Here is a 25,824-nt window from a genome sequence, read left to right on the forward strand (position 1 = left end):
TTTATGCTGGTGATATTGGCTGCAAATCTTTTTGGAGCTTCTCCTGCAGCTCTTTTATTTGGCTTCTGAGCCTTTCCTCCTGCTTCGTGAGGACTGAAACCCTCATTGTAGCGATTTCTTTTCTCTCGGCAAGCTCGCTGGTAACTTTAGCCTTACTCGTCCTTATGAGTAAGGAGCCTATCGACTTATAAATCACCGCATCATCTGGGGTTTTTTCAATCTCGCTTAAAGCCCTGTCAATTTCAAGAATCTCTAAATCGAGCTGCTGTTTCTGCGCTAAAACCGTCTGGAGCGTCTCCTGTAGTTGCTGCAACCTAAGGAGCCTCTCCTGAACCGCTGGCGGTAGCTTAATCTCTTCACTCATACTTCACTACCACCACATATTATATAGCGGGTAACATTAAATACGTCTTACAAATAATATTTGGGTTGTCGCAATTAAAGGTTTCCAAAATCCTTCTAACTAGGCGCTTCTACTCCAGAACTCTTGAGGTAGAATAACCCTACAGGCTTTCTCTTGAACCCACTTTTTCTCCAAGTTATATCTCGATAACGGTTTTGTTAAGTGTCTTTCTGATCTAGGCGGCGCAATGTATAGTCCCGGCTTAACGTCCCTCTCAACCTTAACTGCCACTTTCGTGAGCTTCGGGCCGTGAAAGCCGCACTTGTAGCACTCGAACCCCTTGCCTCTACCCATAGATTTCATCCTCTTACTGCAAACCGGGCATAGCGGATTCTGAAGAATAATTCTGTCGGCTAAACTGAGAACCTCGAGCTTCTCAACGTTTATAGTCATGGGGTTCTTCCTAGATCTTGGGCGAACCCCGCCATAAACCTTCACTTGATCGCCCTCAGTTAACATACAGGCTATTTTTCGTAGGTTGCCGCTCTCCTCGTAGGCTGCGCAATCCACTGCTCCCGTCTCATCCCATATACGGAATATTACATGTCCCCCGGGGATAATTTTAGGAGAACCCTTAATCCAACCTTGAACTATTACCGGATGATATGGCCTCACATCCCTTATAGAGCGAACCGCTCTTAAATGCGCATCAGTTCCATGATTTGTCCTAAAAATAACCCAGCGGTCTATTGGCTCATAGGAGTGGATCATCTCATGCGCAGATTTAACCGCCTCCGGCGTCTCGCCTCTAATACCATAGAGTACTGGATCCGGCCCCCTAGGAGTTATCAGAATCCTGCCGGTCTCGGGGTCAATGTTGTTAAACGTTAAATTAACCATTTTTTTATCCATCTCTATCACCGACGATTCGTCGATTTTTCTGGGGGTTCCCCAATTCTCCCTCCTCCTATAGGCTATTAGTTCAAATGTATGGTCCCAGCTCAAGGTTTCGCCGATGGCGGCTAGCCCTCCAATAATCCCTCGCCTACTATTGTAGCCGACAGCTTCAGCCTTAAACCTCCTTATCACCTTTAAGGCATACTTAATGCTTACAATCCCTTGGATGGTTTCCTTGGCAAACCTCTCGATTTCCTCAGGCACCTCGCCCACAAGAAAAACAATTCCCGGGTCGGTTCCTCTATAGCTGAGATCCGAGTTTTCCTCGATGACTTCGATCGCCTCCTCTTTCACATCCTCATATAGGCTGTCTTCGCATATGATTCTCAGGCAGAGCGCCCCATTGCCGCGGGTTTTCCAAGGAACATTTGGGTTTAATCTAATGAGGTTCGGGTAATCTGCGAATTGAACCCCCATCCTGCAAAACCTTTCGATCATTAGCGCTGCAACGTAGGTTGTACATCCACCTCTAGGTGAATCGGTGTCGTCGAACCCTATATGCAGCTTCATTTGCCTAACACTTCCCTAAATATGCCGAATATGCCACATATATTTGGCGATTCATCTTATGAAGGATGGTGAAAAGCAAAGTTAATATCTTTTTAAATAAAAAATAGTATTGCCGGATGAAGAGAAGGCATTTGATTGAGGTGATGATAGATCAGAGTTAAGCTGACGGCAAAAATATTATCTTGTAAATTATTGTCTCGCTTATAACTTCATGAGCGCCCATTCAATTTCGTCTCTTGCTGATAGTTTGCTGCTACTCTTTTTTCATCTCCTCAATAACTATCATCGTTAATGTGGATCTAACCTTATTTATTCTGCGTATCTTCCATGTAACTATGTCTTTAAGCTTCTCCATAGATTCGGCTCTAACTTTAGCCACTATGTCATAAACTCCATAGACGCTGTAAGCCTCTTCAACTCCTTCAACCCTCTTAAGCTCATTTAAAACTTCTCCCTCAGACCCTATCTCCGCATTTATTAAGACGAACGCTATTGGCATAAGGATCCCTCAAACAATTAATATTGTTTAAATGCTTAAAAACCTTCTTAATTTTTGTTGAAAACTCTGTCTGGTGGACGCCATGTCTGAGAAGATCATAACAACGAGGGAGATGCGCGCCTTAGACTTAAACGCCGAGTATTTCGGGATCTCAAGGCTACAACTAATGGAGAACGCTGGGAGAAGCGTCGCCGCCGAGATTGCGTCGCGTTTTAAACCATCAAACACGAAAATCTCCGTTTTCTGCGGTTTAGGTGGAAATGGCGGAGACGGCTTTGTCGCGGCAAGGCATCTAATATGCATGGGCTTTAAAGTTAACGTCTTACTCGCCGGAAGGCAATCCGACATAACCAACGAGGAATCTAGAAGGAACTGGGAGGCCTTAAGATCGTTACGCAAGTCGTTAACTCTACGCGAGGTTTACGATTCATCGCTTATACCTGATGTTGAAGCCGATGTCGTTGTGGACGCGCTTCTAGGAATAGGTTTAAAAAGCCCCCCTAGACCACCCATCTCACAAATGATAGAGAAGATTAATGAATTAGATGCCTTCCGAGTCGCGGTTGACGTCCCGAGCGGAATAGACTCGGATACAGGCGCGGTTTTAGGCGAAGCCGTAAAAGCGCACTTGACAGTTACATTTCACAAGCCGAAGCCGGGCCTTTTAAAAGCCAAGGAATATGTCGGCGAGTTAATCGTCAAGCAGATAGGGATCCCGGAAGAAATTGAAAGTTTTGCTGGACCGGGCGATGTTTTAACCATATTAAAGCCTAGGCCGCCGGAAGCCCATAAAGGCGATTTCGGCAGGTTGCTTGTAGTTGGGGGAAGCGAGACATTCAGCGGCGCGCCCACTTTGACGGCTTTGGCGGCTTTAAGGGCTGGCGTAGACCTAGTTTACATCGCGGCGCCCCGTGAAACAGCTTACGCTATATCCTCGATATCGCCGGATCTTATAACTCTTAAGCTTGAAGGAGACCATTTAAGTGTAAGAAACATGCCGATAATAAGGAGCTACGTGGAGAGGGTGACGGCCATCGCTATAGGTCCAGGCTTAGGCTTACATAAGGAGATTGAAGAAGCCGTTAACGAGATAGTGGAGGCGGCTGAAAAGCGGGGGATCCCAATATTGCTTGACGCTGATGGATTAAAAGCATTCGCTAACTTTAAGCATAGGCTTAAGACGCCAGCGGTCCTGACCCCCCATTTAGGCGAGTATACTCTTTTAGCTGGCGAGAGGCCGCCGGAGGATCTTGAGGGAAGAGCTGAGCATGTGAAGAAGACGGCCGAGGATCTTAACGCAGTTATACTCTTAAAATCCCACGTAGACATAATTTCGGACGGCTTCAGAATTAAATTTAATTTTACCGGGAACCCGGGCATGACCGTTGGCGGCACAGGCGATGTGCTTTCCGGCATAGTTGCTGCTTTTCTATCTCAAGGTATAGATCCGTTTGAGGCTGCTGTGGCCGGAGCCTTCATTAACGGCGCCGCCGGAGACTTTGTGGTGGCTGAAAAGGGCTATCACATGGTTTCTAGCGACCTCATTGACTGGATACCGAAAGTTATGAATGATCCTATAAGCCATATGAAGATTAAGAGGCAGATGAGGGGGCAACCATGAGCGTAGATCTTCTACTGCCCTTAATCCTCTTCTCAATAATTGCGGCGTCGCTGCTAGTTTATAGGAGATTTGAGAGAAGGGTAAGGGGAATTTTAGAGGATAAGAAGCTTAAAGCCCATGAAGTGATCCTTATAGCCGCATCCATGGGCATATTTGTTACATTAATCGCCCTAATGCCGAGCTACTTGATCCAGACGCTCTTTCTATTCGCTTACTTCTATATGCTGCTAGTGTTCTCATACCTTATTTTAAATAAATGGTTTTTAGCGATATTTCCGCCAATAGCTTTCTTAGCCGCCTACCTCTCAACGATCTATCTGATGCCAGAAAACTCTCTAGCAGCGTTTATCTCCATGAACCTTTTAGCGGCATTCTTCGCAATCATGGTTATCATATACATGAATTTCCTCTTCTCATGGAAGATCACTGTAATCTTCGCAGCACTTTTAACAATAATGGATTTCATACAGGTTTTTTGGACGGGACACATGGTTGAAGCAGCCTATAAAATGGAAGCCCTCCGATTACCGGTAACTATATCCTCGCATCTTGCAAAGCTGGGTTTAGGAGATGTTTTTCTATCCGGACTCTTATCAGCGCAGACAGCTGCCAAGTATGGTCTCAGAACAGGTCTCGTCGTCGCTGCGGCAATAAGTGTATCCTTATTCATCTTCGAAATACTGGTTCTTAACTCCCTCATAGGCTACAGTGTTTTCCCAGCGACGATAATCGTTTTATTGGGTTGGCTTCTTGGAGTAGGTTTTCAACTTCTTAAAAAGGGGATTAAAAGTTGAAGAAAAAAATTAAAGGGAGACTCTATTACAAAAATTCTTAATGGAGACTGTTTTCCTCTATGAAAACTTTTATCCTCTTTAGGCCTTCTTTTATGTTTTCCTCTGAGGCAGCATAGGAGATTCTCAGGTGCTCTCCATCACCCTCGTTTTTATGCCCAAAGTGAATATCAGATAAGACAGCTACACCGGCCCCGTAAAGCAGGCGCGCCCTGAAATCTTCAGAATCCTTTGCGCCGACAATCTTGCAGGCTTCTGTAACATTTGGCCAAGCGTAGAAGGCTCCCTTAGGCTTTAAGCAGCGGATGCCTTTAATTGAGTTTAAGCCATCAACTATTATTTCCCTTCTTCTCCTAAAGCTCTCAATCATTCTTCTCGAATCGTCTTGCGGGCCCTTTAGCGCAGTTAACGCCGCGTACTGATTTGGGTGTGGTGCACATGACTCGGTGTTTGTCACCCAGCGGGCTAAGTGTTGGGCGAGCTTCGGGTTCGCTGCAAAACCTATTCTCCAGCCGGTCATCGCATATGTCTTTGAGACCCCGTCTACGATCACCGTTCTCTCCAGCATTCCATCTATTGAGGCTATACTAACGAATTCGCCGTCATAAACCATTTGAGAGTAAACTTCATCTGAGAAAACCCATAGATTATCGTAGCGTTTCACTATATCGGCCATTTGCTCAAGAGTTTCCCTATCTAAAACCCCGCCCGTAGGGTTGTGGGGTGAATTCAATATAAGCAGCCTAGTCCTCTCATTAACTATTTTCTCCAAGTATTCCACGTCTACTTTGAAGCCATTTTTTTCAAGTATTGGTAGTGGAACCGGCACTGCGCCGTACGCTCTTATCAAAGATTCATATATTGGGAAGCCGGGGTTAGGGTAGATAACCTCGTGGCCTTTACCATGATCAGTAACCGAAAGTATAGTATACCCTATGAATGGTTTAGCGCCGCATGCGACCACAACCCATTCCGGCTTAATGTCAATCCCCCTAGTCTCAGAGAAATATTCAGCGATAGCCTCCCTGAGCTCCGGTATCCCAGCCGAAGGTGTATATCCAGTTTTTCCACTTCTTATGGCTTCTATTGCGCCCTCCTTAATGTAGTTTGGTGTGTCAAAATCTGGTTGGCCTATGCAGAAGTTCATTATGCTTTTGCCCCTTCTAACCATCTCGTTTACTTCCCTTAAGACATCGAAAGCCGTTTCGGTTCCGAGATTTCTCGTTCTCTCTGATATATCTGGCATCATTATTCCCTCGCAACCATTTAGACCTATACTTGGCTAATCCCCTATTTCTTAAGAGGTACTTACTAAAAAATTTTCCCTTAAAAATAACGTATAAATAATTCAACCCGCAATGTCTAAAACTGTTTGGGGGTGGATAGTAATGCTTAAGGCTGAGTATAAGGCTGAGGGAGGCAAGCTGATTAAGGTTCAGATGACTAAAAAGGGAGATAAAATAGATTCAATAAAAATAACCGGCGACTTCTTTATGCATCCGGAGGATCTTATCGATGATCTTGAAAAAACCCTTCTAGGCTGCCCCCTCGACGAAAACATAATAGCGGAGACCGTTAAACGCTTCATTAGAGATAGAGATGTGATGCTGCTGGGCGCAACCCCCGAAGACTTTGCGAAATGTATAATTAAGGCGGGTGGTAGAGATGGCTGAGAAGTGGCGTCTACTAGACACTGGCGTTAACGATGCGTTTTATAATATGGCTTTAGATGAAGCTATAGCGGTAGCCAGATCTAGAAACATTGTTCCGAACACCATACGCTTCTTTAGATGGGAGCCTTCAGCCGTCTCCATAGGATACTTCCAAAGCATGGAGGAAGAGGTGGACATAGAGGCTTGTAGGAGATTAGGCATCGACTACGTTAGAAGAAGGACCGGGGGCGGAGCCGTGTACCATGACCTTAATGGAGAACTAACTTACAGCATAATAATCAATGAAGATCATCCGCTGGTCTCCAGAGACTTTCAAAAAACATACGAGAACCTTTGTTCAGGGTTGGTTAGGGGGCTTAGGCTTCTAGGTGTTCCCGCAGAGTTTAAACCAATAAACGATATAGTTGTTGGGGGGAAGAAGATTTCTGGAAATGCCCAAACAAGGGGAATGGGCGTTGTACACCAGCATGGCACAATACTCCGCGATGTAAACCCGACAATAATGTTCACGGTGCTTAAGGTTCCCAGCGAAAAGATCCGTGACAAAATGATAAAATCCGCGGAGGAAAGGGTAACCTCAATAAAAAGATATTTAGGGAGAGAGGTTAGCTTTGAGGAACTTAAACATGCTTTAATAAAGGGTTTCGAGGAGTCTTTTGGAATAGAGCTGGTGCCCGGAAAAGTAGATGTTTTCGAAGAAGAGTTGGCGGTAACTTTGAAAAGAGAGAAATACTCGACTAGAGAATGGAATTTCAGGAGGTAGAAGAACTAGCGGCTAGACTTGTCGATCGCTCGCTTTCATCTTTCCTTTTTTCAGCTCATCGATAACATTTAGTATTTCTTTAACTATGACTTCTGGGGGCGTCATTAAATCATTACAATGTATGTCTCTTAGGACCCCTTTTTCCCTGTAGTAATGTATTAGCGGCTCCGTGCTTCTCCTATAAACATTTAGGCGCTCCCTAATAACATCGGGTTTATCATCGTCTCTTTGGTATAGCTCGCCGCCACACGCATCGCAGACCTCGTCCACCCTCGGTTTTAATGTAAGCCTATTATATATGGCTCCACACTGCCTGCACACAAGCCTGTTAGATAAGCGCTGGACAATTATTTCGTCCGGCACATTCAGGTTTACAACTAGATCTATCTTGGAAATTTTTTCAAGTTCTTCAGCCTGCCTTAAAGTCCTTGGAAAACCGTCAAGTATAAAGCCCCTCTGGGCATCGGGTTTCCTAAGCCTATTAACCAGCATAGCAATAATTATTTCGTCCGGCACCAGTTCACCCCTATCGCTATACTCCTTAATCCGCTTTCCAATCTCCGTCTGAGCCTTTATCTCCTCACGAACCATATCGCCAGTAGAGATATGCGGGACACCAAGTATCGCGGTGAGCCTAGAGGCATACGTCCCCTTCCCAGATCCAGGCGGGCCAAGCATAACGATTCTCATATAGGCCACCATGGCATAGGTGTTTAGCGTTAAATAAGAGGTAGAGGGAGGCTCCACATAAATGTTTATTTATCTTAAAGTTTGGTAAATCGTGGATTTTTTAACCTCAGCTTTCATCATAAAAGAATAAAAATTAAATCCCCAAACCCAAACCCACATCCCCACCCCCGTATCCCACTACCCTCAGTCACAGTCAGTCACAGTCAGTCACACAGTCAGTCAGCCACAAACAAAAACAAAAAAAGAAAAAAGGCTAAACTAAGCCCTATGCTTAAACCATAGGTAAACTGCTAAGGCGACGACAAAGAATGAGATTAGCATAACTGTGAAGAAACGTACTTCAGGGTTAATAGGGTATTGACCAGCCATATAGTTTATTGTCAACGGAAATATGAAGAATATTGTAAAGAGCCAAGCTAAAAGAACGATCAGCCTACTCGCTTCCATTCCCGTAAACCCCTAGCTTATCAATCAAACTCAGAATCTTCTCCCTAGCGTTAAAGTAAACCCGTATGCCTAAATCCTGCCTTCCAACCCTACAAACAACCATAGGAATATGCCTAAAACCTTCTTTAGTGGGCTTTGGGCTAAGCCTAAGTGTTTCAGCCTCTTTAATCAACTGCATGCAAACCCACTTATACACATTAGGGTTACCGCTCATTATAGCTATCCAAGCCATAATCTTGTAAACCTTACTCCAATATCTGAAAGGCCTATTAAAAACAACATGATAGTTTCCTTGACTGCTCTCAAGAATAACATAACCGCCCAACTTAAACCGCTTAAGCACTAAATCAGCTAACTCCTTAACCTTCTCCAACGGCATGCCATCCAAATCAACCATAACAATATTCCTAAGCGTTAAGCCCACTATAGGGGGCATAGGCTAGCTAATCACCTCTGGCCGATAATCCCACTCCATCCAATAATCAAGATACCTACGGGCTTCCTTAGCATGGCACTCAACAAAACGCTTCTTAGGAGGATGGATAACAGCATCCTGCATAGCCCTATACAACTGCCTACCCGTTCCATACATCTCTAAACGCCTACTCTCCCCTCCAACCGTTCCATAAAGAGCTATACGCTTACCCGCCTCAACCCACCTAACCCTAGCCCGCCTAACAGTAACCACCATAGGCGCTTTCTCACTCTCCCTAACCCTCTTTAAAAGATCTTTTCTCCTCATCCCAAGCCCCTCTCTCTGCAATTCTCTCTGAATCAAGTTAGCTGAATAGCCTCGATGAACATAATCCCTAATAAGTCTTTCACGCCTCTTAACTTCAGCCTCACTAAGCCTTTTCCCCGCCAACTTCCTAGCCTCCGTAAGCTTGTTTACTGTCATCCATCATCTTCTTAGCCGTTAAGCGTGTTAAACCTCCACGCATGAGAATAAGTAAAATCTGTTCGTCAGGTATGCCTTGAAGCCTAGCCTTATGGATTGCTTCAAGCTTCGCTTTTCTCCAAGAAAGCCCCCTCATGTAAGTAGGATCTAAAAGGTCGTTCTCTAAACTTTTGTCTAAAGGAACTTTAGGGTTATCTGATTTATAGGTTTTCATGCACTCTTCACTACAGAAGTCTAGGCCTTCTGGAATAGGTTTACCGCAAACCCTACAGTTCTTAGCCACTCTTCTCAACCTCCATAACTTTCTTGAGAAACTGCATTTTGTTTTCTAATGCTAGTTTCCGCTTGTATTCAAAGAAGCATTCTAGGCTACAGAATTTTCGTGGTCTATCGCTTATGAATTCTTTACCGCATTTTAAACATACGCATGTATATGGCATTTTTCAATCACCTCCTTTTCTACAAAAGATTTATATGGAGTGAATTTGGATATAGTTTTTGGATGGCTATATTGCCATATTATAGCAATTAAATATAAGGGAAAAGCTATATGAAAGCCAAACATGAGGGAATGAAAGACAAGCGTGAGGGAAAAGAGAAAAAGGCTACAACGAAAATCAAGATAGGCATATTTCAAGGAAAACAAGCCAAATACAATAGGTTTCTTCTCGAAACATTGTATGATGAGGGTCCATTATCAGCTTGGGAATTAGCTAAAAAGGCAAGAGAAAACCAAAACCTACATAGCCTTCATGCCATTTTCAATAAAAGGTTGAGGATTCTGGAAAAGAAGGGATATGTGAAGAGGGTTGAAGGAAAATGGCTTTTACAGTTTAAAGGCATGATCGCCGTTCTAATAATTCAAGAAAACCCTAAGCCTTTTAATGAAATTTGGGTTCAACTGGTTGAAAACCTCTTAGGGATAGATGAAAAAGACTTGGCGTTTTTAAGAAGCCGTAGAAGAATCGAAAAATATCTTAAATTTATAAGGGCAAAACTTGAGGATTTGAAAAAGTATGAAAACTGGGTTTTATTATCTGATTATGTTAAAAAGATGATGGAGAAAGGCTTTTTCAACCTTGATGTTATTGAAAATGAAATTTTAGCGATGCTAATAATTGGAAAAATTTTACATGAACAAGAATATGCAGAAAAAGATTTAGAGAATCTAATTAAAGAACTACTATTCTAGGCTTCCAACTGCTTGTTTCGTTTCTTAGGTGTTTGGCTAGAAGGTAGGCTTCCTCATTCATTAGGGTTTCAATTGTCTGCTTGTTTCCATGCTTTATTCTTGGAATGTTCACTTTTGTCTGAAATAGCCTATTTAAGCCCTTAACGAATTCCCTTGTTTTCTCCCTGCTTAAAACCTCTCTTTTGCCTATCCTATTTGTGCTATATCGCTCTGTTTTAACTGTGAAGTCTTTTTGCTTTAGTGTTTGGCTGAACTCTATAATGTAGTCGTCTACTAGGTAGCGGTATAGCTCCATTAAATCACAAACCAAGCTAGGCTTACCCAACTGTTCACTATGCAAAAAGCCTAGGTAAGGCTCTAGATGAGCGTTTAGGATGGCTGAGTAAACCCTAAACTTTAGAAGGGTATAGGCTAGGTTAAAGGTATTGTTCACGCCGTCGTAGGCTTTCCAACCCTTACGCTCCTCAACCCTGAAAGGCAATAGGCTGAATATTTGCTTGAAATAGTGTTTTGAGGCTTTCCCCTCAATCTGATTAAGCCTATATCTGGCTTCTCTCAGGCTTTTAGCCTCTATAGCCTTTATCCGCTCCTTAACTTCCTCTAGGCTTATCTCCTTTAAGCCATGCTTTCTCAGAACCATGTTTTGCCCCTCTATTTTGCTTAGAACTATTGTTTTGGCTATTTCTACGCCTTTACCCTTCTCATGGGCTTGATACTGTGCTATCCTAGTTTTAACATGGCTATCGTCATCTAGGCTTCTAAGAATGGCTACGGGCTTACCGTTTCGTGTCTTAATGATGATTGGAATATTCCAGAATCCACAGCACGCTAAGACTGAAGTGCTTATGAAGTTTCCGCTTGAAATGGTTATTTCGCCTATCTCGTTTTCAAAGAGTGGGATGCGCTCAACCCTACCATGCTTATCTTTAATGATGAAACAGCCTTTTTCCATGCCTAGGTAAAAGCCGTTTCCCTCAATCGCTATGTTCAAAACCTTAGCCTTCAAGACTTATCCCCCATTTCCACAATTCCACAATTACCCTTTAGGGGATAAGTTGCCTATAAGCCTTTCGCTATTGTGGATTAGCGGAAAAAAGTTTATAAGCAATTCCACAAAATAATAATCCTAAAGGTGAAAACATGAGCATGGAAAAGAAAATAAAATTCAGCGTCCTAATTCCAGAGCCAATATGGGAGAAACTCAGCATACTAGCAATCAAAAAACGCATGAGCAAAAACCAACTAATCCTCCAACTCATCCAAGAAGCCCTAGAAAAAGAACGCCTTAGCTAGTTTTCTTGAGAAGTAGATGGGGGATTATTATGAATGTGAAATGGGTTGTTTTAGTCCTAATTGCCTTATTAGCTGGTTTCGGAGGTGGTTTCATTTCTAGTTACTTAGTCTTTCAGCAGCAGATTGCCAACCTAAGAATGGAGATAAAAGAACTGCAGGAGCAGTTATCTGATTTAGGAACTATTTACTCAAATATCAGCACGCTTATAGGAGCACAAAATGAACTTATTAGTGGGCTACAAGAGCAAGTAGCTAATTTAGAGACTCTTAGTTCAAACATTAGTGCTTTACCGGAAATTCGAAATGAGCTCAATAAGCTGGAATCCATTCTACTGAACATTGTTTCGCTGCTTCAGCAGCTACTAAGCAAGGAGTATGCAAAAATCGAAAAACTGGAATTTCTTGTAGCATACGCAGAAAAAGCGATTTCTGAATTTAGTGTCGTATTAAAAATAAAGAATACGGGGTCGTCTGATGCAATGATACAGATGATATTACTTAATGGAAGGTTGGATGGAAGCGCCAGAGTGAATGGCACTTCTCTTTCAAGTACATATTTAGGCATACCTGTGAAGGTCGGGCAGATCACATCACTAATCATAACTCTTCCAGCAGGCACTTACACGTCGGGGCAAACTATCGAAATAATGGTTCAGACAACAGTCGGCAATCAATACCCCAAAACTATAGTCTTACCATAATCATTACCAGCCCTTTTCTTTTTCTTTTTTTGTTTGTGGCTGACTGACTGTGTGACTGACTGTGACTGAGGGTGGTGGGATACGGGGGTGGGGATGTGGGTTTGGGTTTGGGGATAAAAATTAAATATTTGCCTAAGAAAGATATCTACTCAAGATGAGAGATGGCTAGAAAGTCTAAGAAGGAAACGCAAAGGATGCTTAAGGCTGTCGTCGTCCTCTTACGCAACACAACTTGGAAGTGCGGTAGGGTTGAGCGCCTCATCGTTGAGTACCTACAAAGCCACTTGATCAAATATGGTACTCCACGCTCATCAGTAAAAGAGATAACCCAATATTTCACTGTGAATGGGAAGTCAAAAAACGAGCTCTTTGATGCGCTTAAAAGGCTAGAGAGAAGGCGGATAATAGAGATCAGAGAGATCTAATATCTTCCCCTGCTTTTTATATTCCCTATTGTTTTGCGATATCCCCATCATAAAAAATAGGAGAGAGCCTTAAGAAAAGGCTGATTTCACCATTCTGCCACCGACCCGTCCTCATAGTAGAGCCGAGGGGTCTCCCACGTACCATCATAAATCTTATCTTTGATAAGGCTCTCATCCAACTCTATCCCTAATCCGGGCTCCTTCGGTATCTCCACGTACCCATTCTTCATTTTAAATGGCTCCACAAGGTATCCTTCACCGAGCGTAACCTGCTCTTGTATAAGAAAGTTTGGTGTACAAGCATCCAGCTGAATGCATGCCGCCAAAGCTATTGGGCCTAGGGGGCAATGAGGCGCTATAGTAGCATAATAGGTTTCAGCCATGGCCGCTATTTTCTTACACTCCATTATGCCGCCAGCATGCGATAGGTCTGGCTGAAGTATTGAGGCAGCCTGTTTTTCAACGACTTCTCTGAAACCCCATTTGGTGAATAATCGCTCCCCAGTAGCTATTGGGATGGAGGTTGATCGCGCTATAGTCGCCATCGTGTCCACGTTCTCCGGTAGGCATGGCTCCTCAAGAAACATCGGGTAATACGGTTCTAGAGCCTTTGCTATGCGGATCGCCATAGCTGGGCTTAATCTACCATGACAGTCAATGGCTATATCCACATCGTCGCCAACAGCGTCCCTAACAGCTTTAAACCTTTCAACAGCCTTCTTCACCAGTGAGAAAGAGTCCACCGGTCTGACCGCTTCGAAGAGGGTCGTCTTCAAGGCCGTGAAACCCTGCTCCACTTTGGCCAAAGCGTTTTTAGCATACTCTTCGGGTGTTCGTCCGCCAAAATGCGCGTAAACCCTTATCTTGTCCCGGCATCTTCCACCCAAAAGCTGGTAGACCGGCACGCCAAGCTTCTTACCTAAAATATCCCACATCGCCTGCTCAATACCGCTTATAGCGCTTGTAAGCACAGGGCCGCCGCGATAGAATGTCCCCCTATACATTGCCTGCCAATGATGCTCGATTCTCAGCGGATCCTTGCCAATAAGATATCTTTCCAATTCTCTTACTGCCATTTCAACCGTTCTGGTTCGCCCCTCAAGCGTCGGCTCCCCATAACCGATGATGCCTTCATCAGTATACATTTTTAGGAAAAGCCATCTTGGCTTCACATGAAACATTTCAATCTTAGTGATCTCCAAACCAACCCACCAGACAAGCAATATCTACTTTTCCGCTTAAAAACTTAATTTTATTTGAGGGGAACTATTTTGACGCAGGCTGGGGCAGGCACATGCGCAACATGCCCTGTTGGTTTAGGCATTCCCGTTTTATCATCGACTCGGAAAGACACTATACTATCACTGTACTGGTTAGCCACCAGAATAAACGTGCCGTAGGGATCTATTGCAAAATTGCGTGGCCATCTGCCTTGGGTGTGCACGTGACCAACAGTCTCTATAAAACCGTTTTCTCCGTCGACTCGGAAAACAGCTAAACTATCGTGTCCGCGATTTGAAGCATAAAGGAACTTGCCTGAGGGAGACGCATGTATATCCGCCGCATAGTTCTCACCCTTAAAATCGCTTGGCAAAGTCGATTCCACCTGAATCTCCCTCAGTGAACCATCACGCTCATTATAGGCGTATGCGACCACCGTTGAATCAAGCTCATTAACAAGATACGCGAACCTCCCGTTCGGATGAAAAGTAAAATGCCTTGGACCTGAGCCGGGTTTAGTGCTAACCCATGGCTGGTCGCCCTGCTTTAATTTACCTTTCTCCAGGTCTAACTCATATATTATTATTTTATCGAGTCCGAGATCAGGCACATAGGCATGCCTGTTAGCCGGATCTATTACAACGGAGTGTGGATGAGGCCCCTCTTGCCTTTCGGGGTTAATGCTTGAACCTTTATGCTGAACAAAGCTGGCAGCGTCTCCGAGGCTCCCATCCTGATTTCTCGGCAGCATACATACGCTTCCGCCCGCATAGTTCGCCACAAAAATGTATCTGTCGGATACATCGAGAGATATATGACAGGGGCCAGCTCCCCTAGAGGATTTACTATTCAAGAAGAATATTTTACCGTTTTTTCCGTCAATAGAAAATGCGCTGACCGCGCCAGCTCTTTCCCCTAGGAAATCCATGATTTCATTGACAGCGTATAAATTTTGGTGTTTAGAGTCTACTGCTAGAAACGAGGGGTTAGGTAGAGTCTTCACCTTCTCTACGAGTTCGAGCGCGCCGGAATCTGGGTTCATGCGGTAAATATAGATTTCCCCACCATCTTTGGAAGTATAGGTTCCAACGTATGCAAAGATTTCACCCATATATTTTCACCGAAACATATTTTCAGCGGGCTTAAGATTTAACAATTCTCTTCTCAGCGGCAGCTCTTCTTGATGAGATTTTCAGCATTTCTGTAAAATATTTCTTCAATCTGCTCGCTAGAGAGACCTAACTGTGGAAGCACAGTAAGCCAGAAGTGCACGTATCTCAAGAAATCTTTAGGCTGGGCGTCTGAACCAAAAAGCAGCTTAGAGGGTTTAACGTCAAAGAATAAGCGGCTTCTGAGGGTTAATGCTATGTAAAACGTGTGTCCTCCCGAAATATCGAAGAATATATTTGGATTATGAAGGGATACTACCGATGCTTCCTCGCACCATGGATGCCCCAAATGCGCTCCAATTATCCTGAGCTCTGGAAAGCTTCTCGCTATGGTTTCCAGATATACTGGACGCATGTTTCTGGACGAGACTCTCCTGAACTTGTCTGCAGCTGTTCTAGCTACGATACCTGTATGGAAAAGCATCAGCATCCCATATCGCTCCGCCCGCTCATAATAGGGGAAATACTCATCAACATCATAGGGTTTAGGCGGACCAATAAATTTAAGGCCAGAAAACCCTTTTGCATAAAGATCATCCACTATTTCAACCGCATCTCTCCCTAAGTCAACGTATCCAAACCCAACGATTAGATCCGGATATTCCTTTAACGCCCTCTCAACGATATCGTTACCCATATTCCCGAATCCGCTTGGAAGCCCGCAAAGAAAACTTTTTATAATGCCGGCTTTCTCGCAGCTCTCAGCAAACTTCTTTAGGTCACCATCGGCTGGAGGATGCACATGCGCGTCTATAATCCTCATATTAATCACTCCTCTTGCTACAATTAGTTCTCAAACCGTTCAAAAATTAAAATCTAATCTTAAAAATGGAGGAAATGGAGGAAAGAAAAACTTTTGCTCCCACTTTAAGTCTCTCGGCTTAACAGTTCTTTTAGGGTACGCTGAACATCCTCTGGTTGAGGCGGGCATCCTGGAATAAATATACCCTTTAATTCATTGTAAAATGTGGGGGCCGCGCAGTAACCGCACAAGAGAATCGTTTCTTTTATATCCCCTGATCCCTTCACTATGGAATTAGCCTTCGCTTCAGGTCCTATTACACAAATAATTTTACGTTTCTCGCCTACAATGTGACGGAAACTTCTCAGCGTGAACAGGACATGCACGGCTGTCTGAAGGCAACCCGTACAGGCATTAAAATTCATGACTTTAAGCTCATTCATCCTACTGTTGATGAAGTCCGCTGTGCCTGCAGCCTTACCGAAGTAGGCTTCCTCCAATGGGACTCCAATAATCCTTATTTGATTCATGTCTCTTGTACCTAAACCGTCTTCCTCAGCCCACTTAAGATATCTTAGGGAAGATGGATTAATTCCAAGAATCTTTGCTGAAACAGCGTCTATTGCCACTGGGTCGAAGCCTGCAAGGGTTAGGTTAAGCCTAAAAGTCTCCTTAAAGTCCTCTAGGGGCCTAGGCCCCAAATGAAATGTCGTGTACGTGCCATCGACAACTATTAGATCCGCCTTCTTAACCTTATATAGATCGATGATAGCCTCCTCAACCCTGTTTAAAGCATGGTACAGAACCCTATCTTCAGGCGGAATTAAACCATACATGTTTTTTATGGCTACCGTTATCCCGCAGGAAGCATGTGTCTTTAAAGTTGGCACGTTAATGAAGACATCGGACTCTAGAAACGGCTTGGAGAGCCTAACTCTCTTAAAGAACCTTGGATTCTCAACATTCACTTCCACAAAAGGGTACTCATTTAGCTCTAGGAACTTTGCGCCCAGCTCATCCGCGAGCTTTTTATACTGAAGAATAGTTTCTGTTTGCTTTCTGTAAGTGGGGGTTTCACCGATGAGAACTTCCGATGCGCCGGCGCAAAAACATTCTTCAACCAAAACCCTAATAGTTTCAAGCTGAACAACTTCGCCTGTTATAAAGGGTGCCCCATCCACAATATTTGGCTTTATAAAAACCCTATCACCCTTACCCACCGCTTTGCGAACCCCGTCTAAAAGGTTTATTGCCTCCCTTGTGCGAGCAACTATATCCTCACCCTTCGCAATAGAAACCTCAGTCACCATTAAGGGCTACCTCGATATTCAATTTAATGTATTAGTTTAGAGAATCACCGAGACTATATGAGTTTTCCGGCTTAGAATTATCGCTACTCTGCTCAGCTAGAGGCAGAGAGCACATCATTTTAACGCAGCTGCTGGAAAAGCCAAATGCCTACCTAAAGCCCAAAAATATGTGGGGATGGATTATAAGGTTTAAAGCGACTATAGCAATTCGAGATCGAGTCACTGGCTTAAAGCCTTTATAATCTCCCTACAGAAGAGTGGCAGGTCGCTTGGAACCCTTGAGGTTATAATGTTTCCGTCCCTCACAACCGGAGAATCTTCATATTTGGCCCCAGCGTTAATCACATCGTCTTTTATAGCGGATACGCAAGTAGCTCTTTTCCCCTTCAAAATACCTGCAGATATGAGAACTTGCGGACCATGGCATATAGCCGCCACAATCTTCCCTTGCTCGTAAATACTTTTAACAAAGTTTAGAACTCTTGGGTCTCTTCTTAGTCTGTCAGGCGCCCACCCTCCCGGAATAATCACGCAGTCGAAATCCTTGGGGTTGGCTTCATCCATAGATAGGTCTACCTCTATGGAAAGCCCATGCTTACCTTTAACCACCTCTTTTTTCACCGCTAAAACTTTAACTTCCGCGCCCTCCTCTATTAGCCTCAAATATGGATAATGAAGCTCTAAATCCTCGTATTCCGGCCCAGCTAATACAGCCACTTTCTTTCCTTTTAAACTCAAGGATACCTCGCCTCTATTCTATTATAAACATTAGATTTGTAATTTATATGAAAAAGGGCCTCTCTCAAGTTACTTGAAGTGTTTAGCCATCTCCACGTTTTCCGGAAGGGAGAGCAGATCGTTTATCGTCTCCTCAACCTGCCCTACGCTCTTTGTTCTAGGATCCACGATTAGCCAGTCGAAGAGCAGGTCTCTTCCACCCTCTAGGAAGGCTTCCAGCGCCCACTCCATCCTCGTCATTCTCGGATATATAACGTAGTTCATGATGCTTTTCGGTAAACTGCTCACTTGGATTCTATGCACCCCTTTTCCATCCACCTTGGCCGGAACCTCAACTGCTACATCATCCGGAATCCCGTTAATAGCGCCCTTATTAAGTACATTCACCTGATATAATCCCTCCTCATTGTTCGCTATGGAGTTAATTATTGGCACAACAGATTCTTGGCTTATCTTTGGCGGCAAAATATCAGTTAATGGAGATTTAACATCATGCAATGCATCAATAAACTGGTTAAGCCGCTTTTCATGGCTCTCTAAATATAGTTTCCAGCCGATCTCGGAGTCCGGCCCCCCGGTTGGGCCAAACCATTTCTTTTTCGTCCTCAAATTCCAATGGTATTTCCATGTCCCTCCCCTCACAGAGTCTCCAACGGGGAATAGGCCATAACGCCTATACATATCTACGGCCGCCGGAGACATTTGTATGTCGAAGGGGTTTCTTTGCTTTCTACGCCATCTTCTCCAGTATTTCTCCGCGTTCTTAGTGATCCATTCGTCTAAAAGCGGGTAGGCATTCTCGCCTTTATACGTGAACTTCGTCATCCAGATCACGTGGTTGAACCCTACTGCCTCAAAATCTACGTCTTTTAAATTCAATTCCAGCTCTCTTGCAATCTCCTGATACCCTAGGTGGCCGTGGCAGAGACCTATAACATTAACTTTAGTCTTTCTAGAGAGGAGGGTTGTGCCCTCGAAAACCGGGTTGGCTAGGAGAAGGAGCCACGCATCCGGGCTAAGATCTTCGATGGTTCTGGCGATATCCATCATAAGCTTGAACTGGTAGTAACCCCATATAGTATGATAGTCTGAAACCATGTTCCATTCAACGCTGTTAATTCCCCTATAGTATCCATGTTTCTCAGATATCGCCCTCATATTCTCGTAATAGCTGTGGCCGCCAGCCAAGGCCGTATTTATCACAAAATCCGCATCCTTAATGGCTTCTTGAGCGCTCATGGTTTTCTCGATCTTTAAATCAGCCCCCACCTCAGAGGCATATCTTCTAGCTAACCCATAAATCACTTCCAAGCGCTCTTTATCTATATCCATTAATGTTACGGTGCTACCCCACAAACCTTTCATTAGAGAAAGGTCGCGTATTAAAGTTGCAGACCAAGCTATGCTTCCAGCGCCTATAACGCTTATCTTAACCTTAACCAACAGTAAACCACCTCAAATATGTTTTAATATTACTTGGAGAATATTTAAGGGTTAAAGAGTTTAGCATTCAGCATTTTTTCACTTTATTAGTGGAAGGATCTCCTCCATCACGTAATTTACGAAGTCCTCAATCGAACTTTTACTGAAGAGCGTTACCACACAATTTCTCGTAACGCCGACGACTATGCCTCTCTTCAGAACTTCGAAGACAACATACCATATTTTCCCATGCTTTAAATACTCTTGGTATAGGCTTGTGTCCGCGAGGTCTGATCCAGCCAAACAGAGCTTCTCGACGCCGGGTATGTCGACGTTATCAAACCATATTAGTTTAGTTGCCTGAGGATTTGATTCATGTAGAGCCTTAAGTCTCTCATGAGGGATCTCGACTTCAAGTATAACGTTAGGTTTTATAAACAAAATCCTACTAATCTTGTTTGCAACGTAGTTTGTTAGCAGTTTTTTTAGCCCGCGGGCTGTTGAGGGGGCTAAAACCACTAGGAAAAATCTATCATTAAATTTTTTAATCCAGAATGGAGATTCCTCTGTAACAGGTGTCTCCACGATTTTACGCCTATAGACTCGGCTCCGGATAAAGTCCCTGCTAAAAATGCCGGAAATGAAGTCGCTGCCCACTTTTAAATCTGTTATTTCGGAGACTAGGTTTATGGTTTCACCGCTAATGGTAGTATAGGGCTCTTCCTCGCGGTAAGTCTTAAGCTTTTGAGCGACGAAGAATAAGTTAACGTCCTCTTTAATCTCAAATATCTTGGCTGGCAGAACCAATTCTCAACACCATTAGCGCTGTGCTGCCAATATTATTATTTTCATGGATGTTAAGATAAATCTTATATTTCATTTTAAGTAACGCTATTATGCCCTAAACAATAATGAAGTGATAGCGTATGTCTAAAAGCAAAAAGGTTATAGGTCAAGGCAAGATCCTCTCAAGAGCCGTAATTTATAATGACTTAATATTCGTCTCAGGGATAGGTCCCCACGACCCCGAGACCGGTAAAGTTGTCGAGGGCGGGATAAAAGAGCAGACCAGGAGAGTTATGGAAACCATGAAAGCCATACTTGAAGAGGCTGGAAGCAGCCTAGATAACGTCTTAAAATGCACCGTTTACCTAACTGACATAAATCATTACAACGAGATGAACGAGATTTACAGCTCATACTTTAAGATCCCGCCTGCCAGAACCTGCGTTCAAGTAGCTAAGCTTCCTAGACCTGGAGAAAATGTTTTAGTGGAAATAGATGCCATAGCCTATAAGCCCTAAAACATTAGGGGTGTTGAAATAAGCCTCCTTGGAGATCAGCGTGTATGAGCATTTACGATGAACTGGGGGTAAAACGCGTAATCAACGCTATGGGAACATATACATTTCTCGGCGGCTCAGTGATACTGCCCGAAGCCATTAAAGCGATGAGCGAAGCCGCGAAAGCCTTCGTCAACATGGATGAGCTTCAGAAGAGGGCTGGCGAGATAATAGCCGAGATAACTGGCGCTGAAGCAGCCTGCGTAACCTCCGGCGCCGCAGCGGGATTAGTTCTAGCTGTCGCCGCATGTATGACTGGAGATGATCCTGAGAAGATGGCTAAAATACCATACATAGATTTCCCTAGAAACGAGGTTATTGTGCCAGCTATTCAGGATAATCCTTACGTTAGAAATTTGGCTATTCCATGCGCAAAAATAGTCAAGGTTGGAAGCGAACAGGGCTATACTCCAGAAGATATAGAGAGAGCCATAAACGAGAGAACCGTAGCCATAGCATTCATATTCTTCACATCGAAGAAAGGATGTGATCTAGAAGCCTTAAAGGAAGTTGTGAAGATTGGAAAAAAGCATAATATTCCAGTTATTGTGGATGCCGCTGCGGAGCTTCCTCCATTCGAGAACTTGAGGGATATTGTGGCAACTGGCGCCGACTTAGTTGTTTTCAGTGGTGGAAAAGATATTCGCGGGCCAAATGATACGGGTCTCGTCATAGGTAGGGCTGACCTGATAAGGGCTATAGTTGCGCATAGCTCCCCCCGCCACTACATGGGCAGACCCATGAAAGTCAGCAAAGAAGATATTGTGGGGCTTGTCGTGGCCTTAAAGCATTATACGCCGGAAGCAGTTGAGGCTAGAAGGAGGAGGTGGGAGGAAATAGTTCAATATTTCATTAAGGAGCTTTCCAGCGAGTATGTTAAGGTTGAGAGGATTATGCCAGATCCATCTAAACATGAATACTCAGCCCAAGGCTGGCCTAGAGCGAGACTAACATTTAATGAGAGCGCTTTGGGCATAACTGCTGCTGAAATCAACAAAATGCTCCTTGAAGGCAACCCCCCAATATATGTCCATCAACAGGGGAATGAAATAACCATCAATCCGCAATGCCTCCAAGATGGTGAAGAGAAGATAATAGCCGAGAGAATAAAAGAAATTCTGAAAAAGAAGATAACAGGAAAGTGAAATAAACTATCAAGGTGGACCGAAATGTACGATATAGTTATAAAGAATGGTTTGGTCATAGACCCATCGCAGGGAATTAAAGAGGTTATGGATGTAGCCATATTTAATGGTAAGATCGCTGATCTACGCAGGGGCATAAACGCCACTGGCGCAAGATACGTCATCGACGCATCCGGATTAATAGTTGCCTCTGGGCTGATAGACCTACATGTACACTGCTGCTATGGGATTGCCCACATCGCTGTTAACCCTGATCTAGCGTGCTTAGCGAAGGGCAGCACAACGGTCGTAGACGCTGGGTCTACGGGTGAATTAAACTTTGTGGGCTTTAAGAAGTATGTTATAAAAAACGCTGAAACCAGAATTTACGCTTTAATAAACATTGAGTCTCAAGGGATGATCGAGTTCTCCAGACCGAACCAGAAGTGGCCGAGCCTAATTACGGGCCGCGACGAGATGTTTATAAATATTGATGGGACTGTGGAGGAGATTAAACGAAACCGCGACGTCATTATAGGCATAAAATGGGCTCACCATGGAATTAAAGGTGTTGAGTTGGCTAGAGAGGCGGCGGATAAGGCTCAATGTCTCCTAATGGCTGAGAACCACCTTCAACCTGAAACCCTAAAATACATGAAGAAGGGCGACGTGATAACGCACCTCTACCATGGATTAAAAATGGAGCAACATGATGGATTGCTTGACGCCGATGGAAATGTTCAATCGGAATTCTTCGACGCTGTAAAACGTGGCGTGGTTTTAGATGTTGGTCACGGCGCAGCCAGCTTCAAGTGGTCGGTTGCCAGAAAAGGAATCGAGCAGGGAATAAAACCCGACACGATAAGTACAGACCTACATACAGGAAGCTATAATGGTCCAGCCTACGATATGCCCACAGTTATGTCAAAGTTCCTTCACTTGGGCTTATCGCTTGAGGAGGTTATAAACGCTGCTACCGCTAAGCCCGCTGAGGTTATTGGCAAGAAGGATGTTCTCGGCACCCTAAAGATTGGCGCGTGCGGAGACATCACGATTCTAAAGCTGGAGGAGGGTAGATTCCCGCTTGAAGATACTGCCGGAGAATGGGAGATCTGCAAACAAAGGTTGAGGGCAGTAAAAGTTATCAGAGATGGAGAAATAGTCTTCTAAAAGTTAAAGAGCCCCCGCCAGCCACTGGCGGTAAAATGACAACAACATCCCCATCCTTTAATCTTGTTTTAGTGCCTTCAAGCAAATTGATATTTACCCCGTTCAAAAGCATCACGAGGCCGAAATCAGTTACCCCCTGCTGGCTAGACAAATACTTTATTTTCTCCTTAAACCCGCTTATTTCGCTGGAGATCTTTGAGATCAAATCGCTTATGCTGGCTCCCTCATTTAACTCAACCGTCAGCTCATCACCTAACATGGGCGTTAATTCGCCAAAGGCCCTAACTTTTACCCTCATCTCTGGCTCCCGATTAGATTGGCTTAATCCTTCTCAGACAAAACAAAAATGAAAGTAAGGGGGTTTAAAGGTTTTAGACTACTGTTTCCTCACTTTATCTAAGGCTTTATCGACGTCTTCAAGCCCGAGCTCCCTAAGAACCGATGATTTCGGTATGCCCCTCTCATCCCAGCCAATAGCCTCATAGTACTGTTTCCTCATATCTTCAAATGTTTTCCTATCAGTGGTCTTGCCTTTATATGGCCCTGAGGGAAGCGGCTCATAGAATCTCGGCGGATTATCATCATGTATCTCTGGCCTCCAGAATATGTCTGGCCCACCTAGGAGGAGAACCGCCCTCTGTATATGCATTATTCTTCTTCCAAGCACGCGGCACCAGTCGGCGTCGGTTAGATCCCATCCCGTAACCGCTTTATAGAAGTCCCATATTAATGGGCTTCCGCACATGCTGCATACAACCGCTGAATCGAAGAAAACGATCCTCGCATCGTTGTAGGCGTCGTAAACCCCTGAAGTATGATCGCCGCATTGCGGTGAACATGCGTAGGCGATTGGATTGAAATCTAGCCCACTCCTAGTCCCATGTGCTCCAACCTCAACACCCTTAACGTGCACAGCGTATTTTGTGACGTCTACGCCCTTCATCTCACTTATCTTTAAAGCCGCCCTATAGGTTCCCTCGGCAAGTATGTCTCCTATACCCTCACGCTTAACTATCATTCTAGCAAGCCTCTCAAAGGCTTCTACGTCCCCCCAGTTTAATTCGAAGCCTAAATCCTCTTTAGTCAATATTCCCCTCTGATAAAGCTCTGCTGCGAAAGCAAGCGTGTTGCCGCCGTTTATTCCGGAGAAACCTAAGTAATCTATGAGGGCCGACAAATATATGCATTTATCTGGGTCAAATATTCCGAGGTTAGGTCCAAGGTAAGCCTGCATCTCGTAGTCCGGGTCATCGGTGATAGCTCCCTTATATGGCCCTGTCTTAACAACTGCCACCTTCATGCAGGCAACCGGGCAGTTGAAGTCGCTCCAGTATCTTTTAACCCAGTACCTGAAGTCGAATTTAGGTCCACCAAACCTTTTCTCGTCATGCCACTCCTCCTGCCAATTCCTAACCGGCTCAGAGCTCTGCCTAGCGCCAACCTCATATCCACCGTAACCAGTCCCCCAGCGCCTCAAGCGGTCTCTTTCAAGGAGCTGCCTCTCAACTTCCCGTAGAAGGATCTTCACTGTTTCCGGGCTAGTAACGCTGGGTAATGGTTTCCTCCCCTTCACGACAATAGCCTTAAGATTCTTTGAACCCATAACCGCTCCATATCCGCCGTAGCCAGCGGCATGGCTTATCTTCTGCATCACCGCAGCCGTTCTAACTCTGCTCTCACCCGCTGGACCACAATATATCATCGCAGGCTCCTTAATCTTCTCGGCGCCCCGCCCCGCCCTCTTGAGTAGTTCAAGCCCCTCCTTAGTTAGAGTTCTTATAGTTTCCGGAGCCTCTTTACCCCAAACATGCTCCGCGCTCCTGATCTCAGCGTTATCGTCCGTTATAAATAGGTAGACAGGCTTCTCGGCTTTACCAGTAGCTATTATGCCGTCGTAGCCAGCGCATTTAAGTTCGTTTCCAAACTCCCCGCTTAGAGTCGACCCGATGATCCCGTTTGATTGGGGCGATTTGCCCGATACGCATACGCGGGAACCCGGATAAATGCCGGTTAAAGGCCCCGTTAGAACCAGAAATATGTTTTCGGGTCCAAGCGGATCGATCTCCTCCCATCTGCTGCCAAGCCTATCCCAGAGAATCTTTGTAGCTAATCCTCTTCCGCCAACAAAGTTTCTGAGAATGTCGTCGCTGAAGGTTACGTCTTTTATTCCTCCTGAGGAGAGGTCTACTTCCAGAAACTTACCAGCATAACCCCTAACCATTTAGATCCACTCCTCCCCCTTTTCACCATAAAGGTTCATCGCAACATCTTTAGTGATCTCTTCAGGCGGTTGGGCGAAGAGTTTTCTATTGTAGCTTCCCCATCCAGTTTTATCTTCTCTAACAGCCCAGAGCGCATTAAACTTAGCTTCTTGGCAGACCTTGACGCATTGCGGGTCTCCGCCACATAAGTCACATATAACCGCTTTTCCATCACCGGGGTGAAAGAACGGGATATTTCCAGGGCACTCACGTATACATACGCCGCATCCAGTACACTTTTCTCTATCAACTATAACCGCACCGGTTCTTTCATCGACCGAGAGAGCTTTCACCGGGCACGCTGAGACACACGGGTAATCATGGCATTGAGAACAGAAGTGCGGGATTTCAATGCCTGGCACCAGCATAAAGACCCTTATTCTTGAGGCTTCAGGCCATATCCACCCCTCATGGAACAGTGAGCAGGCGATTTCGCATCTTCTGCATCCCGTGCACTTTAAGTAATCTCTGGCGATCCAGAGAATAGTCTCTCTTCTCCCAGACATAAACATCACCAACAA

The 25,824-nt window shown here is 44.5% G+C and carries 32 protein-coding genes; 11 read left to right on the forward strand and 21 right to left on the reverse strand.

What is annotated here, in order from left to right:
- Position 1: 1 nt before the first annotated feature.
- From QXR61_02185 to QXR61_02195, 3 genes are all read right to left on the reverse strand, one after another.
- Entirely contained in the window at positions 2–364 is a 363-nt protein-coding gene (locus QXR61_02185; GenBank protein ID MEM3756759.1) for a prefoldin subunit beta, read from the reverse strand.
- A 99-nt stretch (positions 365–463) separates the two neighbouring features.
- Entirely contained in the window at positions 464–1,810 is a 1,347-nt protein-coding gene (locus QXR61_02190; protein ID MEM3756760.1) for a tRNA(Ile)(2)-agmatinylcytidine synthase, read from the reverse strand.
- 253 nt (positions 1,811–2,063) lie between these two features.
- A complete protein-coding gene (locus tag QXR61_02195; GenBank protein ID MEM3756761.1) occupies positions 2,064–2,309 on the reverse strand; it encodes an Lrp/AsnC ligand binding domain-containing protein in 246 nt (81 codons plus the stop codon).
- Positions 2,310–2,391: 82 nt separating this feature from the next.
- Between QXR61_02195 and QXR61_02200 the strand changes: the two genes are divergently transcribed.
- Together QXR61_02200 and QXR61_02205 are read left to right on the forward strand one after the other, a co-directional pair.
- Complete coding sequence (locus QXR61_02200; protein ID MEM3756762.1) at positions 2,392–3,930, forward strand: NAD(P)H-hydrate dehydratase; 1,539 nt, start codon at positions 2,392–2,394, stop codon at positions 3,928–3,930.
- On the forward strand, positions 3,927–4,724 hold the full coding sequence (locus QXR61_02205) for a hypothetical protein (GenBank protein MEM3756763.1): 798 nt from the start codon (positions 3,927–3,929) through the stop codon (positions 4,722–4,724). Before QXR61_02200 ends, QXR61_02205 begins: the two co-directional genes overlap by 4 nt.
- 37 nt (positions 4,725–4,761) lie before the next feature.
- Here the strand turns inward: QXR61_02205 and QXR61_02210 are convergent, their stop codons facing one another.
- Positions 4,762–5,970: a pyridoxal phosphate-dependent aminotransferase gene (locus tag QXR61_02210; GenBank protein ID MEM3756764.1), complete on the reverse strand. Its 1,209-nt coding sequence runs from the start codon at positions 5,968–5,970 to the stop codon at positions 4,762–4,764.
- A 139-nt stretch (positions 5,971–6,109) separates the two neighbouring features.
- Here QXR61_02210 and QXR61_02215 point away from each other — a divergent pair, with 139 nt between their 5' ends.
- Both QXR61_02215 and QXR61_02220 read left to right on the forward strand, forming a co-directional pair.
- Positions 6,110–6,394 carry a lipoate protein ligase C-terminal domain-containing protein gene (locus QXR61_02215; protein ID MEM3756765.1) on the forward strand — a complete coding sequence of 95 codons (285 nt, stop codon included), beginning with the start codon at positions 6,110–6,112 and terminating at the stop codon, positions 6,392–6,394.
- Positions 6,387–7,157: a biotin/lipoate A/B protein ligase family protein gene (locus tag QXR61_02220; GenBank protein ID MEM3756766.1), complete on the forward strand. Its 771-nt coding sequence runs from the start codon at positions 6,387–6,389 to the stop codon at positions 7,155–7,157. The genes QXR61_02215 and QXR61_02220 overlap by 8 nt, the downstream gene beginning before the upstream one ends.
- A 12-nt stretch (positions 7,158–7,169) precedes the next feature.
- On the opposite strand, the gene QXR61_02225 is transcribed toward QXR61_02220, so the two are convergent.
- The 6 genes from QXR61_02225 to QXR61_02250 all read right to left on the reverse strand — a co-directional run bounded on the left by QXR61_02225 (position 7,170) and on the right by QXR61_02250 (position 9,632).
- Positions 7,170–7,847, reverse strand: a complete 678-nt coding sequence (locus QXR61_02225) for an adenylate kinase (protein ID MEM3756767.1) — start codon at positions 7,845–7,847, stop codon at positions 7,170–7,172.
- A gap of 258 nt (positions 7,848–8,105) precedes the next feature.
- Entirely contained in the window at positions 8,106–8,294 is a 189-nt protein-coding gene (locus QXR61_02230) for a hypothetical protein (protein ID MEM3756768.1), read from the reverse strand.
- On the reverse strand, positions 8,281–8,730 hold the full coding sequence (locus tag QXR61_02235) for a hypothetical protein (protein MEM3756769.1): 450 nt from the start codon (positions 8,728–8,730) through the stop codon (positions 8,281–8,283). The genes QXR61_02230 and QXR61_02235 overlap by 14 nt, the downstream gene beginning before the upstream one ends.
- A gap of 3 nt (positions 8,731–8,733) precedes the next feature.
- Positions 8,734–9,192: a hypothetical protein gene (locus QXR61_02240; protein MEM3756770.1), complete on the reverse strand. Its 459-nt coding sequence runs from the start codon at positions 9,190–9,192 to the stop codon at positions 8,734–8,736.
- Positions 9,164–9,475: a DUF2116 family Zn-ribbon domain-containing protein gene (locus QXR61_02245; protein MEM3756771.1), complete on the reverse strand. Its 312-nt coding sequence runs from the start codon at positions 9,473–9,475 to the stop codon at positions 9,164–9,166. The genes QXR61_02240 and QXR61_02245 overlap by 29 nt, the downstream gene beginning before the upstream one ends.
- Positions 9,468–9,632: a hypothetical protein gene (locus tag QXR61_02250; protein ID MEM3756772.1), complete on the reverse strand. Its 165-nt coding sequence runs from the start codon at positions 9,630–9,632 to the stop codon at positions 9,468–9,470. The genes QXR61_02245 and QXR61_02250 overlap by 8 nt, the downstream gene beginning before the upstream one ends.
- 110 nt (positions 9,633–9,742) lie before the next feature.
- Here QXR61_02250 and QXR61_02255 point away from each other — a divergent pair, with 110 nt between their 5' ends.
- Positions 9,743–10,384, forward strand: a complete 642-nt coding sequence (locus QXR61_02255; GenBank protein MEM3756773.1) for a hypothetical protein — start codon at positions 9,743–9,745, stop codon at positions 10,382–10,384.
- On the opposite strand, the gene cas1 is transcribed toward QXR61_02255, so the two are convergent.
- Positions 10,365–11,390 (reverse strand): CRISPR-associated endonuclease Cas1, encoded by a 1,026-nt coding sequence (cas1, locus tag QXR61_02260; GenBank protein MEM3756774.1) that lies wholly within the window; start codon positions 11,388–11,390, stop codon positions 10,365–10,367. The genes QXR61_02255 and cas1 overlap by 20 nt on opposite strands.
- A gap of 134 nt (positions 11,391–11,524) precedes the next feature.
- Here cas1 and QXR61_02265 point away from each other — a divergent pair, with 134 nt between their 5' ends.
- The 3 genes from QXR61_02265 to QXR61_02275 all read left to right on the forward strand — a co-directional run bounded on the left by QXR61_02265 (position 11,525) and on the right by QXR61_02275 (position 12,803).
- Positions 11,525–11,677, forward strand: a complete 153-nt coding sequence (locus QXR61_02265; GenBank protein MEM3756775.1) for a hypothetical protein — start codon at positions 11,525–11,527, stop codon at positions 11,675–11,677.
- 29 nt (positions 11,678–11,706) lie between these two features.
- The gene (locus tag QXR61_02270) at positions 11,707–12,378 is read left to right on the forward strand and encodes a hypothetical protein (protein ID MEM3756776.1); all 672 of its coding nucleotides are present in this window, start codon (positions 11,707–11,709) and stop codon (positions 12,376–12,378) included.
- Between the two features lie 161 nt (positions 12,379–12,539).
- Entirely contained in the window at positions 12,540–12,803 is a 264-nt protein-coding gene (locus QXR61_02275) for a hypothetical protein (GenBank protein ID MEM3756777.1), read from the forward strand.
- A gap of 86 nt (positions 12,804–12,889) precedes the next feature.
- Here the strand turns inward: QXR61_02275 and dgoD are convergent, their stop codons facing one another.
- From dgoD to QXR61_02310, 7 genes are all read right to left on the reverse strand, one after another.
- Positions 12,890–14,005, reverse strand: a complete 1,116-nt coding sequence (gene dgoD / locus QXR61_02280; GenBank protein ID MEM3756778.1) for a galactonate dehydratase — start codon at positions 14,003–14,005, stop codon at positions 12,890–12,892.
- A 50-nt stretch (positions 14,006–14,055) separates the two neighbouring features.
- The gene (locus QXR61_02285; GenBank protein ID MEM3756779.1) at positions 14,056–15,135 is read right to left on the reverse strand and encodes a lactonase family protein; all 1,080 of its coding nucleotides are present in this window, start codon (positions 15,133–15,135) and stop codon (positions 14,056–14,058) included.
- A gap of 53 nt (positions 15,136–15,188) precedes the next feature.
- Entirely contained in the window at positions 15,189–15,956 is a 768-nt protein-coding gene (locus tag QXR61_02290; protein ID MEM3756780.1) for an amidohydrolase family protein, read from the reverse strand.
- 104 nt (positions 15,957–16,060) lie between these two features.
- Positions 16,061–17,245: a DUF362 domain-containing protein gene (locus QXR61_02295; protein MEM3756781.1), complete on the reverse strand. Its 1,185-nt coding sequence runs from the start codon at positions 17,243–17,245 to the stop codon at positions 16,061–16,063.
- Between the two features lie 219 nt (positions 17,246–17,464).
- Positions 17,465–17,983, reverse strand: coding sequence for a type 1 glutamine amidotransferase domain-containing protein (locus tag QXR61_02300; protein MEM3756782.1), 519 nt, complete (start codon positions 17,981–17,983; stop codon positions 17,465–17,467).
- A 69-nt stretch (positions 17,984–18,052) separates the two neighbouring features.
- Positions 18,053–19,426, reverse strand: coding sequence for an alpha-glucosidase/alpha-galactosidase (locus QXR61_02305; GenBank protein ID MEM3756783.1), 1,374 nt, complete (start codon positions 19,424–19,426; stop codon positions 18,053–18,055).
- Between the two features lie 78 nt (positions 19,427–19,504).
- Complete coding sequence (locus QXR61_02310; protein ID MEM3756784.1) at positions 19,505–20,212, reverse strand: hypothetical protein; 708 nt, start codon at positions 20,210–20,212, stop codon at positions 19,505–19,507.
- A 119-nt stretch (positions 20,213–20,331) separates the two neighbouring features.
- Here QXR61_02310 and QXR61_02315 point away from each other — a divergent pair, with 119 nt between their 5' ends.
- From QXR61_02315 to QXR61_02325, 3 genes are read left to right on the forward strand one after another with little or no spacing between them, the layout of a single operon-like run.
- Positions 20,332–20,709 (forward strand): Rid family detoxifying hydrolase, encoded by a 378-nt coding sequence (locus QXR61_02315; protein ID MEM3756785.1) that lies wholly within the window; start codon positions 20,332–20,334, stop codon positions 20,707–20,709.
- A gap of 44 nt (positions 20,710–20,753) precedes the next feature.
- Entirely contained in the window at positions 20,754–21,893 is a 1,140-nt protein-coding gene (locus QXR61_02320; protein MEM3756786.1) for an aminotransferase class V-fold PLP-dependent enzyme, read from the forward strand.
- A 24-nt stretch (positions 21,894–21,917) separates the two neighbouring features.
- Entirely contained in the window at positions 21,918–23,042 is a 1,125-nt protein-coding gene (locus QXR61_02325; GenBank protein ID MEM3756787.1) for an amidohydrolase/deacetylase family metallohydrolase, read from the forward strand.
- Here QXR61_02325 and QXR61_02330 read toward each other — a convergent pair.
- From QXR61_02330 to QXR61_02340, 3 genes are all read right to left on the reverse strand, one after another.
- Positions 23,017–23,340, reverse strand: a complete 324-nt coding sequence (locus QXR61_02330) for a MoaD/ThiS family protein (protein ID MEM3756788.1) — start codon at positions 23,338–23,340, stop codon at positions 23,017–23,019. The genes QXR61_02325 and QXR61_02330 overlap by 26 nt on opposite strands.
- A 78-nt stretch (positions 23,341–23,418) precedes the next feature.
- Positions 23,419–25,263 (reverse strand): aldehyde ferredoxin oxidoreductase C-terminal domain-containing protein, encoded by a 1,845-nt coding sequence (locus tag QXR61_02335; protein MEM3756789.1) that lies wholly within the window; start codon positions 25,261–25,263, stop codon positions 23,419–23,421.
- The gene (locus QXR61_02340) at positions 25,264–25,809 is read right to left on the reverse strand and encodes a 4Fe-4S dicluster domain-containing protein (protein ID MEM3756790.1); all 546 of its coding nucleotides are present in this window, start codon (positions 25,807–25,809) and stop codon (positions 25,264–25,266) included.
- Positions 25,810–25,824: the final 15 nt, after the last annotated feature.

The organism is Candidatus Bathyarchaeia archaeon (assembly GCA_038882715.1).
Taxonomy (GTDB): Archaea; Thermoproteota; Bathyarchaeia; order Bathyarchaeales; family DTEX01; genus DTEX01.

Excerpts from the sequence above, each read along its gene's own strand:
- QXR61_02185 (MEM3756759.1), bottom strand. The coding sequence starts at position 364 with ATGAGTGAAGAGATTAAGCTACCGCCAGCGGTTCAGGAGAGGCTCCTT.
- QXR61_02190 (MEM3756760.1), bottom strand. The coding sequence starts at position 1,810 with ATGAAGCTGCATATAGGGTTCGACGACACCGATTCACCTAGAGGTGGA.
- QXR61_02195 (MEM3756761.1), bottom strand. The coding sequence starts at position 2,309 with ATGCCAATAGCGTTCGTCTTAATAAATGCGGAGATAGGGTCTGAGGGA.
- QXR61_02200 (MEM3756762.1), top strand. The coding sequence starts at position 2,392 with ATGTCTGAGAAGATCATAACAACGAGGGAGATGCGCGCCTTAGACTTA.
- QXR61_02205 (MEM3756763.1), top strand. The coding sequence starts at position 3,927 with ATGAGCGTAGATCTTCTACTGCCCTTAATCCTCTTCTCAATAATTGCG.
- QXR61_02210 (MEM3756764.1), bottom strand. The coding sequence starts at position 5,970 with ATGATGCCAGATATATCAGAGAGAACGAGAAATCTCGGAACCGAAACG.
- QXR61_02215 (MEM3756765.1), top strand. The coding sequence starts at position 6,110 with ATGCTTAAGGCTGAGTATAAGGCTGAGGGAGGCAAGCTGATTAAGGTT.
- QXR61_02220 (MEM3756766.1), top strand. The coding sequence starts at position 6,387 with ATGGCTGAGAAGTGGCGTCTACTAGACACTGGCGTTAACGATGCGTTT.
- QXR61_02225 (MEM3756767.1), bottom strand. The coding sequence starts at position 7,847 with ATGAGAATCGTTATGCTTGGCCCGCCTGGATCTGGGAAGGGGACGTAT.
- QXR61_02230 (MEM3756768.1), bottom strand. The coding sequence starts at position 8,294 with ATGGAAGCGAGTAGGCTGATCGTTCTTTTAGCTTGGCTCTTTACAATA.
- QXR61_02235 (MEM3756769.1), bottom strand. The coding sequence starts at position 8,730 with ATGCCCCCTATAGTGGGCTTAACGCTTAGGAATATTGTTATGGTTGAT.
- QXR61_02240 (MEM3756770.1), bottom strand. The coding sequence starts at position 9,192 with ATGACAGTAAACAAGCTTACGGAGGCTAGGAAGTTGGCGGGGAAAAGG.
- QXR61_02250 (MEM3756772.1), bottom strand. The coding sequence starts at position 9,632 with ATGCCATATACATGCGTATGTTTAAAATGCGGTAAAGAATTCATAAGC.
- QXR61_02255 (MEM3756773.1), top strand. The coding sequence starts at position 9,743 with ATGAAAGCCAAACATGAGGGAATGAAAGACAAGCGTGAGGGAAAAGAG.
- QXR61_02265 (MEM3756775.1), top strand. The coding sequence starts at position 11,525 with ATGAGCATGGAAAAGAAAATAAAATTCAGCGTCCTAATTCCAGAGCCA.
- QXR61_02270 (MEM3756776.1), top strand. The coding sequence starts at position 11,707 with ATGAATGTGAAATGGGTTGTTTTAGTCCTAATTGCCTTATTAGCTGGT.
- QXR61_02275 (MEM3756777.1), top strand. The coding sequence starts at position 12,540 with ATGGCTAGAAAGTCTAAGAAGGAAACGCAAAGGATGCTTAAGGCTGTC.
- QXR61_02285 (MEM3756779.1), bottom strand. The coding sequence starts at position 15,135 with ATGGGTGAAATCTTTGCATACGTTGGAACCTATACTTCCAAAGATGGT.
- QXR61_02290 (MEM3756780.1), bottom strand. The coding sequence starts at position 15,956 with ATGAGGATTATAGACGCGCATGTGCATCCTCCAGCCGATGGTGACCTA.
- QXR61_02295 (MEM3756781.1), bottom strand. The coding sequence starts at position 17,245 with ATGGTGACTGAGGTTTCTATTGCGAAGGGTGAGGATATAGTTGCTCGC.
- QXR61_02315 (MEM3756785.1), top strand. The coding sequence starts at position 20,332 with ATGTCTAAAAGCAAAAAGGTTATAGGTCAAGGCAAGATCCTCTCAAGA.
- QXR61_02320 (MEM3756786.1), top strand. The coding sequence starts at position 20,754 with ATGAGCATTTACGATGAACTGGGGGTAAAACGCGTAATCAACGCTATG.
- QXR61_02325 (MEM3756787.1), top strand. The coding sequence starts at position 21,918 with ATGTACGATATAGTTATAAAGAATGGTTTGGTCATAGACCCATCGCAG.
- QXR61_02330 (MEM3756788.1), bottom strand. The coding sequence starts at position 23,340 with ATGAGGGTAAAAGTTAGGGCCTTTGGCGAATTAACGCCCATGTTAGGT.
- QXR61_02335 (MEM3756789.1), bottom strand. The coding sequence starts at position 25,263 with ATGGTTAGGGGTTATGCTGGTAAGTTTCTGGAAGTAGACCTCTCCTCA.
- QXR61_02340 (MEM3756790.1), bottom strand. The coding sequence starts at position 25,809 with ATGTCTGGGAGAAGAGAGACTATTCTCTGGATCGCCAGAGATTACTTA.